This window comes from Bacillus cereus group sp. RP43 (assembly GCF_040459645.1).
In the GTDB taxonomy this organism is placed as follows: Bacteria; Bacillota; Bacilli; order Bacillales; family Bacillaceae_G; genus Bacillus_A; species Bacillus_A mycoides_C.
On record NZ_JARVHQ010000001.1, the window covers coordinates 1,832,489 to 1,849,658 of the forward strand.

The following is a 17,170-nucleotide window of genomic DNA, read 5'->3' on the forward strand; positions in this document are numbered from 1 at the left end:
TTGAAAGGGGAGAAAAAATGATGAAACATGTTTTTCAAAAAGGAAAAGATGAGTCAAAATCAACACTATTATTGCTTCATGGTACAGGAGGAAATGAATTAGATTTATTACCGCTTGCAGAAAGAATTGATCCAAAAGCTTCTGTATTAAGTGTTCGTGGAAATGTATTAGAAAATGGGATGCCTCGTTTCTTCCGCCGATTAGCAGAGGGTATTTTTGATGAAGAGGATCTTGTTTTCCGTACGAAGGAATTAAATGAATTTTTAAATGAAGCAGCAAAAACATATGAATTTGATAGAGATAATATCGTAGCTGTTGGGTATTCAAATGGAGCAAATATTGCAGCGAGTTTATTATTCCATTATGAAAATGCATTAAAAGGTGCCATTCTTCATCATCCAATGGTCCCAAGAAGAGGGATGGAACTTCCTAATTTAGTAGAGAAAGCAGTGTTTATTGCTGCTGGAACAAATGATCCAATTTGTTCACCTTCTGAGTCAGAGGAATTGAAGGTGCTATTAGAAAATGCAAATGCTAATGTAACAATGCATTGGGAAAATAGAGGACATCAATTAACGATGAATGAAGTAGAGAAGGCAACAGAATGGTATGAAAAAATGTTTTCACATGCATAAATAGTAGACTAAATCGAGTGTAAAATCATAAAGATTTTATACTCGGTTTTTTTGTTGTAATTTAAGGAATTAAAAGAGAATAGGAAAGTTATGTTAAAATATAAAGAAAAGCAAAGGGGTTCCTGTTTTGTTAATGAGCAGGAGTGTAGAATAATTGGCAATTTGTTTTAAGGGTGTCGATTTTTCTAATAATGAGGGGGAACTATTAGATGTCAAACTACGAAAATGAAGAAATGCTAACGGGAGGGAATGTCTCAAACGTATATCGTTCGGAAGATACTGTTCGACGAGAATTAAAGCAAGGCAGTACCAAAATTCATAAGCTATTAAATCATTTGGAAAACAAAGGTTTTAGTTATGCACCAAAGTTTTTAGGTATTGATGATAAAGATAGAGAGATATTATCATTTATTGAAGGAGAAGCTGGTAATTATCCTTTAAAAGAGTACATGTGGTCTAATGATGTTTTAAAAGAAATAGCGAAGATGCTCCGTCTTTATCATGATGCTGTGAGTGATTTCCCGTTATCAGATGATTGGAAACCGATGGATAATACTCCAAATAAAATAGAGGTTGTATGCCATAATGATTTTGCAATATACAACATTATTTTTAATAACGAAAAACCAGTAGGTATTATTGATTTTGATGTTGCTGGTCCTGGACCAAGACTTTGGGATATAGCATATACTCTTTACACTTGTGTCCCATTAAGTAGAGTTTATTATAAGGAAACAGGTGAGGCAGTTTATTATAGTTCATTACAGCATGCGGAACGTATAAAGAAAAGGGTTAAATTGTTTTTTGAATCTTACGGTGGGGTTATGGAAGAAGATTATCTGGAAATGGTATTGCTACGATTAGAAGGGTTATGTAAATATATGAAAAGAAAAGCAAAAGAAGGCGATATGAACTTCAAAAAAATGATAGATGAAGGACACCTTGACCATTATGAAAACGATATTAAATTCATTCGTGAACATGGAAGAGAATGGATGTAATGAAATACGTTTTATACAAAAATAAAGCTCAGAGTCATATAGGGACTTTGAGCTTTTTAGTGTAGATGTTTCCACAATAACTGAACTACTTATAATATTTTGTAGATGTATAGTTACGAGTTTGTTACAGGCTGAGATGTAGCAATTGGTAATTGGATATCGACAGTTGTTCCTATGTTTAATTCACTTGAAATGAATAATTTTCCGTGATGCTCTTGAATGATTTTATAGCACATCATTAAGCCCAGCCCAGTTCCTTTTTCTTTCAAGCTATAAAAAGGTTCGCCAAGACGAGCCATGCGCTCTTCAGGAATCCCACAACCTTCATCGATAATGCGTATTGAAACAAAATCATTTTCTAACGAAGCTGTTTGAATGAATATGTTACCACCATCAGGCATCGCCTCAATCGCATTTTTTAATATGTTAATAAAAACTTGTTTTAATTGATTACTGTCACATTGAATGTCAGAAATATAATCGAAATGGTCCATAATGATATGAACGCTATGCATAATTGCTGTTGGTAAAATAAAAGTTACAACTTCTTCAATTAATGTTTGTACGTTGCATGTATGAATAGATAACACTTGTGGTTTAGACATCGCCATAAATTGGCTTGTTATAGATTCCATTTGTGAAATCTCACTCAGCATAACGTCCACATACCATTTATTTTCCTCATTTATTTCTGGATGTAATAATGTTAAAAATCCTTTTAATGAAGTGAGCGGGTTTCTGATTTCATGTGCAATTCCAGCTGTCAGTTGTCCTACTACTGCAAGCTTTTCGGATTTTCGTAATAACTTTTCAGTTTCTTTTAGTTCGGTAACGTCCCTTCCCATCACTATAAGACCTTTTCGTGAGCCATCAGGGTGGAAGAGTGGGACTTTTGAAATACTTAAAACTAGGTCGAAGTCATCTCTATGTATAATAAATTCCTCTCCGTGAAGAATTTGTCCTTTTTGCCATGTTAGTTCATCGACTTCTTCACAGTGCAAAAAAGCTTCTCGGTACGCTTCGTTATATTGAATGAGTTCATTATCTCTTTTTCCATGATAAGGAACGTTATGGAAATTGAAACAAGAAAGCGCATAGTCATTCGCTTCCAGCCACCGCCCTTCATGATCCTTAAAAATAACAAACGCAGGCATTGAATTCATTAATGTGCGTAATCGTTTCTCACTCTCTTGTAATACTTTCTCAATTCTTTCTGATTTTTCAAGTGGTTTCATAATGGCGTATACACCTGTTAAACGGTTTTCAACAAAAATAGGAACTAATTTTGTTACGGCATCTAGTAAATATCCGTCTTTATGATAAATAGAGACGATATACTCTTTTTGATTGTCAGCTGCAGTATTTTTTATGTATTGTAGCACTTGATCAGAAATATGTGCTTCTAAAATAGAAGTGATTGTTTTTCGCTCCAATTCGTTAGAAGTATAACCTAATATTCTTTCAGCAGAGGGGTTAATATGTAAAATAACTCCTTCTAAATTCAATGAAATAATACTATCAGGGTTATGTTCAAAAAGAGATGCATACATTTCTGCTAAAGAACGATTTTGTATATGGTTTCGCAGGCGTCCTGATACGTTTGGGTGACGCTTTTTTTGAGTAGATGAATATTTTTTACGACTCATAATATTTCCTCCGTACAACTGGCATCTAAAAAAGATGGATCTATTAATAACTATAATATAGGTGTGATGTGTATTTCTATAAAAAATGGAAATTACATAGTGAATTTTCTTTTTTTATTTTTAGTGGAAGGTATAAAAGGTAGTAATAAGAGAATCTTATATTGCTTTATTAATTTTTTGTAAGTTACATGAATGTATTTTCGTTATAACATTAGAATAGAAGAGGGGGAAGGAATATGAAAAATTATATTCAAGGAATTGATCATGTACAAGTAGCTGCGCCTGTAGGATGTGAAGAAGAAGCGCGAGAATTTTATGGTAATAAAATTGGTATGGAGGAAATTCCGAAACCGGAGGAATTAAAGAAGCGTGGTGGGTGTTGGTTTAAGTGTGGAAATCAAGAGATTCATATCGGAGTTGAGCAAAACTTTAATCCAGCTAAAAAAGCGCATCCGGCTTTTTATGTTTTAAAAATTGATGAATTTAAACAAGAGTTAATAAAGCAAGGTGTTGAAGTAATAGATGATAATGCACGACCAGATGTAATTAGATTTTACGTATCAGATCCGTTTGGAAATCGAATTGAATTCATGGAAAATAAAAACTAGGTGAAGGTTCACCTAGTTTTTTATACTTTTCTAAACAATCCTAATACTTCAACGGTTTCTGTAATATTAACGAATGCATGAGGATCAATTTCGGAAATCGTTAGTTTCATACTTGCTAACTCTTCACGAGAAACAACTGTCATAAGTACACGTTTTTTTTCGTTTGAATAAGCACCTTCACCATCAAGTAACGTAATTCCGCGTACTACAGTTGAAAGAAGCTTTTTTTTCATTTCTTCCGCTTGATTTGTTACAATCATAAGTGTAACTTTACGATGTTTTGTATGAACGGCATCAATTACTTTACCAGTTACATAAATTGAAAGTAAGCTTGTAAGGGCAACATCCCAAGTGAAGAAAAATCCTGCAATGACAACAACAACAGTATTTAATGCAATAAGGAATCCACCAAGTTTAATATCTCGCTTGCGAGATAACAACATACCGATAATATCAAATCCACCAGTTGAACCATGGCAGTTAAAGACAAGACCAATACCAGCTCCGGCGATGACACCGCCAAATACAGATGATAAAAGTGGATCTGTTGCCACGACTTTTACAGGAATATAATATAGTGCAACAGATAATACAATTACAGAGACAACTGTGTTAAAAATTACTTTTTTTCCAAGACCTATGTATCCTAAAATAAGGATAGGTAAGTTCAATACAAAGTTAATAATGCCTGTGTTCACAGGGGTTGCAATTCCTAAAATAATAGCAATTCCGCCAATTCCACTACTTAAAATTTTATGGGGGATAAGGAAAAGATTAAAGGCAATTGCAATAATAATAGAACCAAAAATAACACCAAGGAATCTGACCATCTTTTTCCCGTCCTTCACTAAAAAATCATATTATTTCAAGATTATATATGAAATTGAAAGTTTTAGGTAAAAACAGTTTATTTCGGAAAATTAGATTAATCCAAATGTTTTGAGTATTTGAGTATTTGAGTATTTGATGATTTGAAAGGGGATACAGATATGAAGATAACAACGTACCAACAGAAGAGTCCTTTAAAACAAGAGTGTGAGGATTCATTTTTTTGTAATGAACATAACATGATGTACGGTGTATGTGATGGAGCAACACCGCTCGTTCCGTTTTGTGATGAAGAAGGACATAATGGAGCATACATCGCTTCGCATATATTTGCAAGTCATTTTACTTCGCTACGGGAGATTAATAGTTTACAAGGTGAAGTTGCAAAGGCGAATGAATTATTGCAAAACAAGATGCTTGAGTACAAGGTTGATACGAGAAAAAAAGACCATCTATGGTGTACATGTATTGCAGCAGTTCAAATAGAAGGCGAGAAACTTGAATATGCACAATTAGGTGATTGTATGATCGTTGCAATGCTTCAGGATGGAGCGATGAGAGTATTAACGAAAGATACAGTTAAGGGAATTAGTAAACGTGCAAAAAAAAAGAGAGAGGAAGATAGAGGAAATGGATTACCTGTACCTGAAGAACACGTTTTTCAAGATGTTCGAGAGCAGTTAAAATACAATCGTTATCTTGCAAATATGCCAAACGGCTACTCTGTTGCAAATGGGATGAAAGAAGCTATGGATTATTTACAATATGGTGAATTACAGGTAGCTGAAGTAAGTGGGATTTTTATTTGTTCAGACGGATTGTTTCACCCTGATTGGTCGTTAGAACAGATTGTGGCATATATAAGAAAGAATAGTATAAAAGAATATGTAGCGATCATTGAAAGGCTAGAGGGAGAAAATAGAATAAGACCAGATGATAAAACAGTTATTATGATCGATTTGTAAGAGGAGGATGTTCATATGGAAATTAAATGTGCAAATTTAACATTTCAAAATGAGTTAGTTCCTTTAGAAAAAGTAAATAAACTGATTATCCACCATACGTCAGAAGATGGATGGGATGTGTATAAAACTCACGAATTTCATCAAAAGGTAAGAGGATGGAGCGGGATTGGTTACAATTATTTTATTGAGGAAGATGGAACTGTAGTCGAAGGGCGAGGTTTACATATTGGAGCACATGCGAAAGATAATAATAGTGATACAATTGGAATATGTATGACGGGAAATTTTGATAAATATGATCCAACTACCCCGCAAATGAATTCATTATATTTTTTATGTAAAATGTTTATGAAGCAGTTTGCCATAGAGAAAGGAAATATACTAGGTCATAGGGAGTTAGAAGGGGTTACAAAAACTTGTCCAGGAAATCGCTTTTCTATGGTAGAGTTAAGAAAAGTATTATCTTAAATATAGAGGAGTAACTAACGATGATGAACATAAAAATACCGAATGATAAAAAAGAAGAGCTTGTAGCACAAATTCAGCAATTTTTCATGGAAGAAGATTTAGATGAAATTGGACGTTTCCAAGCAGAACGTTTAATAGAAGAAATGATAAAGTTAGTAGGACCATTTGCATATAATCAAGCAATTGGAGATGCTAGAAAACTTGTAAGTGAGAAATTAACGAATATTGAAGAAGATTTGTATGTGTTAGAGAAGAGTGAAGGGAAATAAACAAAGAGCCAAAGGGCTCTTTGTTTATTTCCCTTCTTTATGCTCTTTATATTCATGTATTTTCTCTTTTACATTACCGACAGTATCTTTAGCAGTGCCTTTTACCTTATCCCATTTTCCTTCAGCTTGTAATTTCTTATTGTCAGTTACTTTCCCGACAACTTCTTTTACTTCACCCTTTACCTTATCAATGGCACCCTCTACTTTTTCTTTTAAACCATGCTCATGTTTTGACATACACTTCTCCTCCTTGTAGTTTGATTAGAATTCTCTTTTCATGTTGCAAGTTGAATGATGTATCTAGTAATAGCGTAACAAATTTAGTTTGAATATTCAAATGATTAACAGGATAGAAAGGTAATTGTCATAAAATGTATACATTCGTAATGGAAAGAAAAAGAAAGTTAATTATATGTCTTTCGCAGTCCATATTGATTTTGTATAAGCAATTTTCATATGGGCACGTTCCATATTATTTTGACTGCCGCTACCAAATCGAGCTTGTCCAACTATTAAATGACAGTTTGTCGCTATAGCTTTTTCTATTCGTTTTTGAATTAATGCAGTATGACAACCTTTGCGCTGGAATTCTGGCAAAGTAGCGGATGCAGCTAATGAGGCAACACCTTTATTTATATAAAGTACACCTATACTAGTTGGAATATTTTGAACTTCAACTATGAAAAAATGCCACCCTGGCTGATTGTAAAGAATTTCATTATTTTGACGAACACCATCTTTTGTAAAAGAAGGCATATTAAATCCCTGAACATAAATATCTGCAAAAGTATGAAACTCATTTTCTTTCAGTTTGCGTACTGAAATGGTAGAAGGGGGAAGCGAAAAAGCTTGTCCCGGTATACTGTATAAAGCGGTATGGAAGCTAGATTGGTAAAAGCCTTTTTGAGATAAGTATTGAAATAGTTCAGTTGTACCTTGAGCCGGTGTAATTTCAAAACGGCAAGGGATTTGTAGTGATTGATAATAAGAGATGATTTCATCTATCTCGTCTGTATTTGTAAATGCAATGCCCTTTACTGTGTTAAAAGTAGGACCAACAATTATTTTTGATGAAAAGGCAGTAGCACTCCCAAACTTTTTCAATTGTACTTGCATTGGATTTTCTGACATCGCTTGTAATGCCTTTAATCTAGAAGATAGCATATCTATTTCTGCGTTTTCAATTTCACTTGCTGTATCGAGTGTCATAATAGTACACATAAAATTCCTCCAAAAAAATATATTCATAGTATATATACGTTTTTTCTAATAGGATTCCTGTTGTAATGTAAGAGAATAAGAAGGTTTTTGGAAGGGAAATGGAAGTGAACTGTCGAAGGGAGTAGAAACAGATTAAAGGTGGTGCTCTCATGAAACTGAAAGACGTGCAGGCATGCTCTAATTGCGGTTCTCATAACATAGGAGAAGGTGAGTTTGTCGGATATGCACAAATAAGGAAAAAGGAAACGATGTTTACATCATCTCCAGTAGATGCTTATGTTTGTACGGACTGCGGGAATATCCTTTTATTAAAGGTACGGAATTATGAAAAGTTTAAACAGAAGCCGTTATGATTATTGAGAAGTGGTAATATAAAACGTTGTACACGAAATATATTACATTAAGTTAATTTAATATAATATAAGTGACATTTTACATATATATGAGTACGCCTTAAAAAAGAGATAAAAACATATACTGTATAAGATGCATTACATGATACAGAAAAATATATAGAAGAAATTAAAAGTAGCCATCTTAGAATAGTTCATAACGAAAACTCCTTTAAATGAATAAAGGAGTTTTTTTATTTTTATAACAATAATTACCTTTAATTGTTATAATTGGTTATTAAGGGACAGTTGTTTTATTAACGCCATAATCATAGAAGAAAAATAGCTAAATCGTATATAAAACCGCTATATAACATAATCGCAACCGTAAGTTGACAAAGTGCAACTGTAGGAAGATAGAGATGAGAGCAATGTTTACATACAATTTAGTTAAGAAAGCAAAGGGGGATACACATATGGGATTTGGTGAAAAGCTTTTTAAATTAAGAAAGGAAAAAGGCCTTTCTCAAGAAGCGTTAGCTGAGAAATTAAACACGACAAGGCAAGCGGTTAGTAAATGGGAGAATGGTCAAGGTTTTCCTGAAACTGAAAAACTAATAATGATTGGAAATGTATTTGAAGTCTCTCTCGATTACTTATTAAAAGAAACTGCTGAGCAAAGTAATGAAAAGGAAAACGGTTATTATGTAAGTAAGGAAATGGCGGAAGGGTATGTAGTGTATGGGCAAAACATTTCTAAATATATCGCATTAGGATTTAGCTTGCTTATTTTATCTACAGTACCGTATTTATTATTAAAAGAAAATGCAACAATGTCTACGTTCCTTGTCATTATCATTGCAGTTCTTGGAATTGGAGCGATGATGGTACCTGTAACGATAGAAGAGAGTCGATACAATGTATTAAAAAAAGAAGAATTACTATTTGATCAAAATTTTTTGAAAGAATTGACAAAAAGATATGCGACTATTAAAAAGAAGTATGCTGCAGTAGTAATCGTTGGACTTTGTTTCATAGCAGCAGGAGCGATACCATTTTTATTTGAGAAAAAACGAATTACTTCAGGAGAGCTCGTGCAGTATTATCCTTATTGTGTTGTACTTATTGCTATCGGGTTTTATCTTTTTGTTCGTGTTTTAGGAGTGTTAGAGACGTATCGGATTTTAGTAGAAAATAAAGAATATAGTAATCGTTTCATTTTTAAACTGAAAAAGAAAGTGAGAGAAAAAGTAGACAATTTTTAATAGGAAAAAACATATTTTTATTCGTTTTTTATTAAAAGTTAAGATAGGAGTGGAATGATGTCAAACCTTCTAGAAATTAAAAATTTGAGTAAATCATTTGGAAACAAAGTTGTTTTAAGAGATGTTTCCTTCAATGTGCCGCCTGGATCAATTGTTGGATTCATTGGTGATAATGGGGCTGGGAAATCAACAACCTTTAAAACAGTACTAGAATTAATTTCTAAAGATAGCGGTACAGTAAAAATATTTGGTGAAGAAAATATAAGTAAATATGCCAAGATTAAGGAAAAGATAGGCGTCGTATTTGATGCAATGAATCTACCAGCTCATCTTACAATAAAACAACTAAATAAGGTTTTTGAAAAGATGTTTGAATCTTGGGATAGGGAAAATTTTTATCGATTAGTTAATACTTTCTCTTTATCTACCAATGAAAAAGTAGGTGGATTCTCACGTGGGATGTCAATGAAACTCTCTATAGCTATTGCGCTGTCGCATAATGCAAAATTATTAATCCTAGATGAAGCGACGGGAGGTCTTGATCCTTCATCCAGGGAGGGTGTGTTAGAGGAATTAAAAAGTTTTGTGAGTAAAAGTAATGGTGGTATATTACTTTCTTCTCATATTATGAGTGATGTAGAAAAAATAGCTAGCCACCTTATCATTATAAAAGATGGAGAAATTTTATTGAATGAAGAAAAAGATAATGTTTTGGGCAGTTACGCCATTGTAGATGTTGACGTGGAACAAATAACTTTAATCAATAAAGATATAGTTGTGGCAAAGAGGAACCATGGTTCTTATTTCAATGTACTCGTATCAAATGTACATAAATTACCAAGTGGAATTGCTCATAGAACCATCTCGATAGAAGAAATGAGTGTCTTATTAACGAGGAGTGAAAAATAAATGAGAGGTTTATTATTGACAAACTATTACCTAGTTTATCGAACTTTCTTTACGTTCATGGGAATAGCGATATTGGGAGCGGGATTCGTTTTTTATTTTGGTGATGCTTCAATGTACCGTTTAATTGCTACGTTCATTATCTTATTTGCTGCGATTCCTGCACTTGAAGTTATTAAATATGAGAGTAAGTCGGGTTATGAAAAATATGTACTTACTTTACCAGTTACTAGAAGTAATATTGTGCAAACCACTACTTTTTCTATTTTTTAGTTGTAATTATTGGTACCTTATTATCTTATGGCATATTTTATGTATATGGTTTAGTTTCAGATACACCAATTGATGATGGTATATTTAAGAGTGTTTCTTTAGGGACTTTCATCATTCTTAATGCCGGAGCAATAGCCTATCCACTCCTCTATGTTTTTGGAGCAGAAAAATCTGATGCTATTACAATTGGAGGCGCATGTGGGGGACTTGTTACTTATTTTGGATTACAAAGTGTAATTGGCTATCTAATAGAACAATTTCCAATATCAAATTTAAATTCATCTGTATACGTTTCAATTCTATATACAATATTTGGCGTTATCCTATATATCTTTTCTTTTTTTATTTCGGTATTTATATATCGTAAGAAGGAATTTTAGTAGATTTTCTCCTAGTATTTTCTGAATTATTTCCAAAGAAATAATTCAGAAAATACAGAAAAATATCGTAATTATTTGTAGAAGTCTGTTATAATATACAGAAATGAAAACGCTTTAAAGGGAGGATGTAAACAATATGATGATGAATGTACCTCTAACAATTAGTTCTATGATGGAAAGGGCAGAAAAACTATTCCCAAAGAAAGAAATCATTTCACGGACACATGATACAGTTACGACATTAACGTATAAGCAGCTAGGGGAAAGGACAAGAAGACTTTCCAGTGCGTTAAAAAAGCTTGGAATTAAAGAAGGCGAGCGCATAGGAACGTTAGCGTGGAATCATCATCGACATGTGGAGGCATATTTTGCTATTCCAGGTATTGCTTCCGTTTTACACACAATTAATATTCGTTTATCTCCTCAACATATTTCATATATTATTCAGCATGCAGAAGATCGAATTCTACTTATTGATGAAGATCTCGTACCACTCATTGAGAATATCCAGTCTGAATTATCGACTGTACAAGCATATATTATTATGACTGATAAAGAGGAGCTCCCAAAAACTACACTTCAGCCTGTATATCATTATGAGAAACTTTTAGAAGAAGGCGACCCGAATTTCCAATTTGTTAAAGAGATTGATGAAAATACACCTGCTGGTATGTGTTATACGTCAGCGACTACAGGGAATCCAAAAGGTGTTGTTTATACACATCGTAGTACAGTGTTGCACTGTATGGCACTCGGATTAGCGGATACGACAGCTTTATCGGAAAGTGATGCAGCAATGGCTATTGTGCCAATGTTTCATGTGAACGCTTGGGGACTTCCTTTTGCGGCTACTTGGTTTGGGGCAAAACAAGTTCTTCCGGGACCGATGTTTACACCGAAAATTTTATTAGAAATGATTCAAACTGAAAAAGTAACGATAGCTGCAGGTGTGCCGACAATTTGGCTCGGTGTTTTACAAGAGTTAGAAAATAATAGTTACGATTTATCTAGTATAACGAGACTACTATGCGGAGGCGCAGCTGCACCGAAAAGCGTTATTAAAGCGTTTGAGCAAAAATATAATGTTCCTTTCGTACATGCATATGGCATGACTGAAACGAGTCCACTCGTAACGCTTGCACGTCTAAAAAGCTATGAAACAGATTTGGCGTATGAAGAACAACTTGAGATAAGATCGAAGCAAGGATATCTTGTCCCTGGTGTAGAGATGAAAGTAGTCGGTACAAATGGTGAAGTGAAGTGGGACGGTACGGAGATGGGAGAACTATGTTTACGAGCGCCATGGATCGCTGCAAGCTATTATAACGATGATCGTACTGTCGAAGGTTTTCGTGATGGTTGGTTATATACAGGAGATGTCGTTACGGTTGACGAGGAAGGGTGCGTAAAGATTGTTGATCGTACGAAGGATGTTATTAAAAGCGGGGGAGAATGGATTTCCTCAGTTGACCTTGAAAATGCTCTAATGGCACATGACGCTATATTTGAAGCGGCTGTCGTTGCAATCCCACACCCGCAGTGGCAAGAGCGTCCAGTTGCCTGCGTTGTACAAAAGAAAAATAGTACTGTTACAAAAGAAGAACTATATGAATTTTTAAAACCACAGTTTGCGAAGTGGTGGTTACCAGACGATATTGTATTTCTGGAGGAAATTCCGAAAACATCTGTTGGGAAGTTTTTAAAACAGGCGCTTCGGAAAGAACTTGAGCATTTGCATAAAGAGAAATAATCGAATTTATATTTGTAAACTTATATAAAAATAAGGTTGACAAAGGATAGGTAGAAAGATAATATAACTTCTATAATATGTTATCTAAAAATCATTTTAAGTTTACAAATAGGAGAAGCAAATATGAATACAAAAAACTTAGTTTTCGTCGCTTTATTTAGTTCTATTATGGGAGTGTTAGGATTAATACCTCCAATTGCTCTTGCTATTACACCAGTTCCGATTACATTACAATCACTTGGTGTTATGCTTGCTGGCGGGTTGTTAGGCTCACGCCTTGGCGCATTAAGTCAGCTTATTTTCTTACTAATAGTTGGAGTTGGAGCACCATTACTTGCTGGTGGACGCGGGGGTCCAGGTATATTTGTTGGACCGAGTGCAGGATATTTACTTGGTTATATCGTTGGAGCGTTTGTCATTGGTTATTTAATTGAGCGTTTACGTGAAGTTTCTATTATAAAGGTATTATGTATTAATATAATTGGTGGTATTTTCGTAGTTTATGTATTTGGTATTATTGTACAAGCCTTCGTAATGGATATTTCCATATGGCAGACGATGAAAGTAAGTGTTGTATTTTTACCAGGTGATTGCATAAAGGCGATTATAGCAGCAATTCTCGTAACGAAATTACATCGTTCATTGAAACATATTATTACGCCTGCTTTGAGGAATAAAAAAATTACAAATGCAGGATAAGAAAAAGGAGAAACACGTTACGTGCGTGTTTCTCTTTATTATTTTGTAAAGAAAGGACGTCTCACATGGGGATTACAAAAGAATACAAAAAGTATGCCTCTTTACAACCGAATAAAATAGCGATTAAAGAAAATGATAGAGTGTTAACATATAAAGATTGGTTCGAGTCAGTTTGTAAAGTAGCAAATTGGTTGAATGAAAAAGAATCGAAGAATAAAACAGTAGCAATTGTATTAGAAAATCGTATGGAGTTTTTACAACTATTTGCAGGTGCTGCTATGGCTGGATGGGTTTGTGTGCCGCTAGATATAAAATGGAAACGAGATGAACTTAAAGAAAGAATAGCGATTAGTAAACCGGATATTATTGTGGCGGAGCAGTATAGGCTCAATGATATATCGTGCGAAGAAGAAAGGGTTATTGAGATTGAAGAATGGAAAGAAATGATTGAGAACTATCTTCCTATATATCATCCTGTAGAAAATGTACAAAACGCTCCTTTTTATATGGGATTTACATCGGGATCAACCGGAAAGGCAAAAGCATTTTTACGTGCTCAACAGTCATGGGTACATAGTTTTGATTGCAATGTACATGATTTTTATATGAAAAATACAGATTCTATTTTAATAGCTGGGACGCTTGTTCATTCTTTATTCTTATATGGAGCAATAAGTGCCTTATCTTTAGGGCAAACGGTACATATAATGAGAAAGTTTGTACCAGTTCAAGTGCTATCTAGTATAAAGATAGAGAATATTTCTGTAATGTATACAGTTCCTACAATGCTTGAGTCTTTATATAAAGAAAATAAAGTAATTGAAAGTGAAATGAAAATTATTTCGTCAGGAGCGAAATGGGAAGCTGAAGCAAAAGAAAAGATGAAGAATGTGTTTCCTTATGCAAAAAGATATGAGTTTTATGGTGCGTCTGAGCTAAGTTTTGTAACGGCATTGATCGATGAAGAGAGTGAAAGAAAGCCGACTTCAGTAGGGAAGCCTTGTCATAATGTACAAGTTCGAATATGTAATGAAGCAGGAGAAGAAGTACAGACAGGTGAGATAGGAACTGTGTATGTGAAAAGTGATCAGTTTTTTATGGGCTATGTATCGGATGGAGCTATAATCCGGCAATTGTCCAAGGGTGGTTGGATGACAGTACAAGATGTGGGCTACCAAGATGAAGAAGGCTATATATATATTGTTGGTAGAGAGAAGAATATGATTTTATTTGGAGGAATAAATATTTACCCAGAAGAAATAGAAAGTGTATTACAGACACATCCAGCTGTTGATGAAATAGTTGTAGTTGGTGTAGAAGATAGTTATTGGGGTGAAAAACCTGTCGCTATCGTAAAAGGAAGTGCTACGAAGCAACAATTAAAGAGCTTTTGCCTACAACGATTATCCTCTTTTAAAATACCGAAAGAATGGCATTTTGTAGATGACATCCCTTATACAAGTAGCGGGAAAATAGCTCGTAATGCAGCAAAAAGTATCATTGAAAATCAGGAGAAGATATATGAATAGAGCAGTTATTGTGGAAGCGAAAAGGACACCCATTGGCAAAAAAAACGGGATGTTGAAAGATTATGAAGTTCAGCAATTACTAGCGCCGCTTCTTACGTTTCTAAGTAAAGGAATTGAGAGAGAAATAGATGATGTCATACTAGGTAACGTCGTTGGACCAGGAGGTAATGTTGCAAGATTATCTGCTTTAGAAGCAGGACTCGGTTATCATATTCCTGGTGTAACGATTGATCGGCAATGTGGTGCAGGATTAGAAGCCATTCGTACTGCGTGTCATTATATTCAAGGCGGGGCAGGTAATTGTTATATCGCTGGGGGAGTAGAGAGTACAAGTACGTCAACTTTTCAAAATAGAGCACGGTTTTCGCCTGAAATAATTGGGGATCCAGATATGGGATTAGCCGCTGAGTATGTTGCAGAGCAGTATAACATAACAAAAGAGATGCAAGATGAATATGCTTGTCTTAGCTATAAAAGAACGCTGCAAGCATTAGAAAAAGGATATATACAAGAAGAGATATTACCTCATTATTTTAATGGATTATTAGATGAATCTATAAAGCGAGAAATGAATTATGAAAGAATGATTAAGAGAACGAAACCTGTATTTTTACAAAATGGAACGGTAACAGCAGGAAATTCGTGTGGTGTAAATGACGGGGCATGTGCTGTTCTTGTAATGGAAGAGGGGCAAGCCCGGAAATTAGGATACAAGCCTGTTCTTCGTTTTGTTCGCAGTGCTGTAGTTGGAGTTGATCCAAACCTTCCTGGAACTGGTCCGATATTTGCAGTGAACAAGTTATTAAATGAAATGAATTTAAAAGTAGAGGACATTGATTATCTTGAAATAAATGAAGCATTTGCTGCAAAAGTTGTTGCTTGTGCAAAGGAGTTACAAATTCCGTATGAAAAGTTAAATGTAAATGGTGGTGCGATTGCACTTGGTCATCCGTACGGTGCATCTGGAGCTATGCTTGTAACGCGCTTGTTTTATCAGGCTAAAAGAGTGCATATGAAATATGGAATTGCGACATTAGGAATTGGTGGGGGAATAGGGCTTGCTCTATTATTTGAGAAAATAGAAGACTAGCAAGATAACTAGTTTTCTACTTTTTGAGGAACATACACGTTGCTACCAGGTTTTGTTTTTATTTTGTTCCAGGCAGCGATTGCATCAGCTTTTGATTTTCCTTTGTTGCAAGGATCTTCGAAAAAATCACGAGTAAAACGATTGTATTCAAATTGTGTGCCGATAGTTGTTTTATAGGATGGGTCTTTTTTACGTTCGTTTTCTTCGTACCAAAACTTTATCGCGTCTTCATATGTTTTTCCGATATTCTCTTTAAAAAACTTTTGAAGAGCTACTGTAAAGCGAAAGTTTGCTCCAATTTTTTCTGTGAAGAAAGTACGAACTTCTTCACTACAGCGGTGATTTTCACTAATAATCGTTTGAAGAGAGAGATCTTTATAAGAGAGGGAAGTTTTACTTCCTTTTTGGTGAGAACTATTTTTTAATATTTTACCCGTTGCTAAATAATGAGAGATACGCCCGCTTATTTCAATTTTAGAGCCACTAGCTGGTAAATCATGCTCACGACAAAATATTTGTAGTTCTGTTTTTAGCCAATAATAGTTTTGGAAATCTTCGAGTGATATAGATTTTGTTAAAGGTGGACGCATGAACATAACAACTTCTTTCTTCCATAATTTTCTTTAATTATAAAACGTACGTTCTCTTTGTGGAAGGATTAATTTGTAAATTTAGTGGGAAGAGGAGATTACATATGGAAAATGTAATGCAAGTTCGTGTTACTGGTATTTTAATTGAAGACGAAAAGGTGTTGCTAGTAAATCAAAAAGTTGCTAATCGGAATTGGTCTTTACCTGGGGGAAGGGTAGAGAACGATGAAACGCTAGAAGAAGCAATGATTCGAGAAATGAAAGAAGAAACAGGGTTAGAAGTTAAAATTAAGAAACTACTCTATGTTTGTGATAAACCAGATGCTAGCCCATCTTTATCCCGCATTAACGGGCAGTAAAACTCCCACCTCAAAATTTGGCTTGTGCAAAGAAGTTAGGTGGGAGATCAACTGCCCGTTAATGCCCGATTGGTTCAACTAATAATCAGTGGGGGATGAACAAAATCCCCACTGATTAAAGTTTCACTTTATTACATATTACATTTTTACTTGAAAAGGTAGAAGGTGAAATTACGCTACCTTCTAACGAGTTTGATCATAACCCGATTCATGATGTGCAAATGGTAGCGATAGAAAATTTAAGTAGTTATGGTTTTTCTGAGAGGTTCACTAAACTTGCATCTGAAAAATTCTTGAACGCAGGAAGTTATCAAGGATTAAAACAAAATATTGGTTTGTAAATATTAGGAGGAGGC

The 17,170-nt window shown here is 34.4% G+C and carries 18 protein-coding genes and 3 pseudogenes; 16 read left to right on the forward strand and 5 right to left on the reverse strand.

Annotated elements, in window-relative coordinates:
- Positions 1–20: 20 nt before the first annotated feature.
- Together QCI75_RS09625 and QCI75_RS09630 are read left to right on the forward strand one after the other, a co-directional pair.
- Entirely contained in the window at positions 21–635 is a 615-nt protein-coding gene (locus QCI75_RS09625) for an alpha/beta hydrolase (RefSeq protein ID WP_353760356.1), read from the forward strand.
- Positions 636–844: 209 nt separating this feature from the next.
- Positions 845–1,636 carry a phosphotransferase gene (locus QCI75_RS09630; protein WP_353760357.1) on the forward strand — a complete coding sequence of 264 codons (792 nt, stop codon included), beginning with the start codon at positions 845–847 and terminating at the stop codon, positions 1,634–1,636.
- A gap of 113 nt (positions 1,637–1,749) precedes the next feature.
- Here QCI75_RS09630 and QCI75_RS09635 read toward each other — a convergent pair whose 3' ends face one another.
- The gene (locus QCI75_RS09635; protein ID WP_144506381.1) at positions 1,750–3,282 is read right to left on the reverse strand and encodes a BA3702 family sensor histidine kinase; all 1,533 of its coding nucleotides are present in this window, start codon (positions 3,280–3,282) and stop codon (positions 1,750–1,752) included.
- Between the two features lie 236 nt (positions 3,283–3,518).
- Between QCI75_RS09635 and QCI75_RS09640 the strand changes: the two genes are divergently transcribed.
- Positions 3,519–3,890: a VOC family protein gene (locus tag QCI75_RS09640; RefSeq protein WP_002121439.1), complete on the forward strand. Its 372-nt coding sequence runs from the start codon at positions 3,519–3,521 to the stop codon at positions 3,888–3,890.
- A gap of 20 nt (positions 3,891–3,910) precedes the next feature.
- Here the strand turns inward: QCI75_RS09640 and QCI75_RS09645 are convergent, their stop codons facing one another.
- Positions 3,911–4,720 carry a YitT family protein gene (locus QCI75_RS09645; RefSeq protein ID WP_070144391.1) on the reverse strand — a complete coding sequence of 270 codons (810 nt, stop codon included), beginning with the start codon at positions 4,718–4,720 and terminating at the stop codon, positions 3,911–3,913.
- Positions 4,721–4,879: 159 nt separating this feature from the next.
- On the opposite strand from QCI75_RS09645, the gene QCI75_RS09650 reads away from it, so the two are divergent.
- From QCI75_RS09650 to QCI75_RS09660, 3 genes are read left to right on the forward strand one after another with little or no spacing between them, the layout of a single operon-like run.
- Positions 4,880–5,683, forward strand: coding sequence for a protein phosphatase 2C domain-containing protein (locus tag QCI75_RS09650; RefSeq protein WP_144506382.1), 804 nt, complete (start codon positions 4,880–4,882; stop codon positions 5,681–5,683).
- Positions 5,684–5,698: 15 nt separating this feature from the next.
- On the forward strand, positions 5,699–6,151 hold the full coding sequence (locus QCI75_RS09655) for a peptidoglycan recognition protein family protein (RefSeq protein ID WP_353760358.1): 453 nt from the start codon (positions 5,699–5,701) through the stop codon (positions 6,149–6,151).
- Positions 6,152–6,171: 20 nt separating this feature from the next.
- Entirely contained in the window at positions 6,172–6,420 is a 249-nt protein-coding gene (locus tag QCI75_RS09660; RefSeq protein ID WP_144506384.1) for a DUF2164 domain-containing protein, read from the forward strand.
- A 24-nt stretch (positions 6,421–6,444) separates the two neighbouring features.
- On the opposite strand, the gene QCI75_RS09665 is transcribed toward QCI75_RS09660, so the two are convergent.
- Together QCI75_RS09665 and QCI75_RS09670 are read right to left on the reverse strand one after the other, a co-directional pair.
- Complete coding sequence (locus QCI75_RS09665; RefSeq protein WP_353760359.1) at positions 6,445–6,657, reverse strand: CsbD family protein; 213 nt, start codon at positions 6,655–6,657, stop codon at positions 6,445–6,447.
- A gap of 171 nt (positions 6,658–6,828) precedes the next feature.
- Positions 6,829–7,641 carry a GNAT family N-acetyltransferase gene (locus tag QCI75_RS09670; RefSeq protein WP_144506386.1) on the reverse strand — a complete coding sequence of 271 codons (813 nt, stop codon included), beginning with the start codon at positions 7,639–7,641 and terminating at the stop codon, positions 6,829–6,831.
- A 149-nt stretch (positions 7,642–7,790) separates the two neighbouring features.
- On the opposite strand from QCI75_RS09670, the gene QCI75_RS09675 reads away from it, so the two are divergent.
- The 8 genes and pseudogenes from QCI75_RS09675 (at position 7,791) to QCI75_RS09710 (ending at position 15,865) form a co-directional block, all read left to right on the forward strand.
- Positions 7,791–7,994, forward strand: coding sequence for a hypothetical protein (locus tag QCI75_RS09675; protein ID WP_144506387.1), 204 nt, complete (start codon positions 7,791–7,793; stop codon positions 7,992–7,994).
- Positions 7,995–8,449: 455 nt separating this feature from the next.
- The gene (locus tag QCI75_RS09680; protein ID WP_337692309.1) at positions 8,450–9,238 is read left to right on the forward strand and encodes a helix-turn-helix domain-containing protein; all 789 of its coding nucleotides are present in this window, start codon (positions 8,450–8,452) and stop codon (positions 9,236–9,238) included.
- A gap of 57 nt (positions 9,239–9,295) precedes the next feature.
- Positions 9,296–10,147: an ABC transporter ATP-binding protein gene (locus tag QCI75_RS09685; RefSeq protein WP_353760360.1), complete on the forward strand. Its 852-nt coding sequence runs from the start codon at positions 9,296–9,298 to the stop codon at positions 10,145–10,147.
- Positions 10,148–10,797, forward strand: a pseudogene (locus QCI75_RS09690) (ABC-2 transporter permease). It begins immediately after the preceding gene.
- 136 nt (positions 10,798–10,933) lie between these two features.
- Positions 10,934–12,547 (forward strand): long-chain fatty acid--CoA ligase, encoded by a 1,614-nt coding sequence (locus QCI75_RS09695; protein WP_353760361.1) that lies wholly within the window; start codon positions 10,934–10,936, stop codon positions 12,545–12,547.
- Positions 12,548–12,670: 123 nt separating this feature from the next.
- Positions 12,671–13,246: a biotin transporter BioY gene (locus tag QCI75_RS09700; RefSeq protein ID WP_144503849.1), complete on the forward strand. Its 576-nt coding sequence runs from the start codon at positions 12,671–12,673 to the stop codon at positions 13,244–13,246.
- A 65-nt stretch (positions 13,247–13,311) separates the two neighbouring features.
- Entirely contained in the window at positions 13,312–14,775 is a 1,464-nt protein-coding gene (locus QCI75_RS09705) for an acyl-CoA synthetase (RefSeq protein ID WP_144503847.1), read from the forward strand.
- A complete protein-coding gene (locus tag QCI75_RS09710; protein ID WP_144503845.1) occupies positions 14,768–15,865 on the forward strand; it encodes an acetyl-CoA C-acyltransferase in 1,098 nt (365 codons plus the stop codon). Before QCI75_RS09705 ends, QCI75_RS09710 begins: the two co-directional genes overlap by 8 nt.
- Positions 15,866–15,873: 8 nt before the next feature.
- Here QCI75_RS09710 and QCI75_RS09715 read toward each other — a convergent pair whose 3' ends face one another.
- Positions 15,874–16,455 carry a DUF6434 domain-containing protein gene (locus tag QCI75_RS09715; RefSeq protein WP_144503843.1) on the reverse strand — a complete coding sequence of 194 codons (582 nt, stop codon included), beginning with the start codon at positions 16,453–16,455 and terminating at the stop codon, positions 15,874–15,876.
- 104 nt (positions 16,456–16,559) lie between these two features.
- Here QCI75_RS09715 and QCI75_RS09720 point away from each other — a divergent pair.
- A pseudogene (locus QCI75_RS09720) lies at positions 16,560–16,790 on the forward strand (NUDIX hydrolase); the annotation flags it as partial.
- Between the two features lie 152 nt (positions 16,791–16,942).
- Positions 16,943–17,155, forward strand: a pseudogene (locus tag QCI75_RS09725) (NUDIX hydrolase); the annotation flags it as partial.
- Between the last annotated feature and the right edge of the window lie 15 nt (positions 17,156–17,170).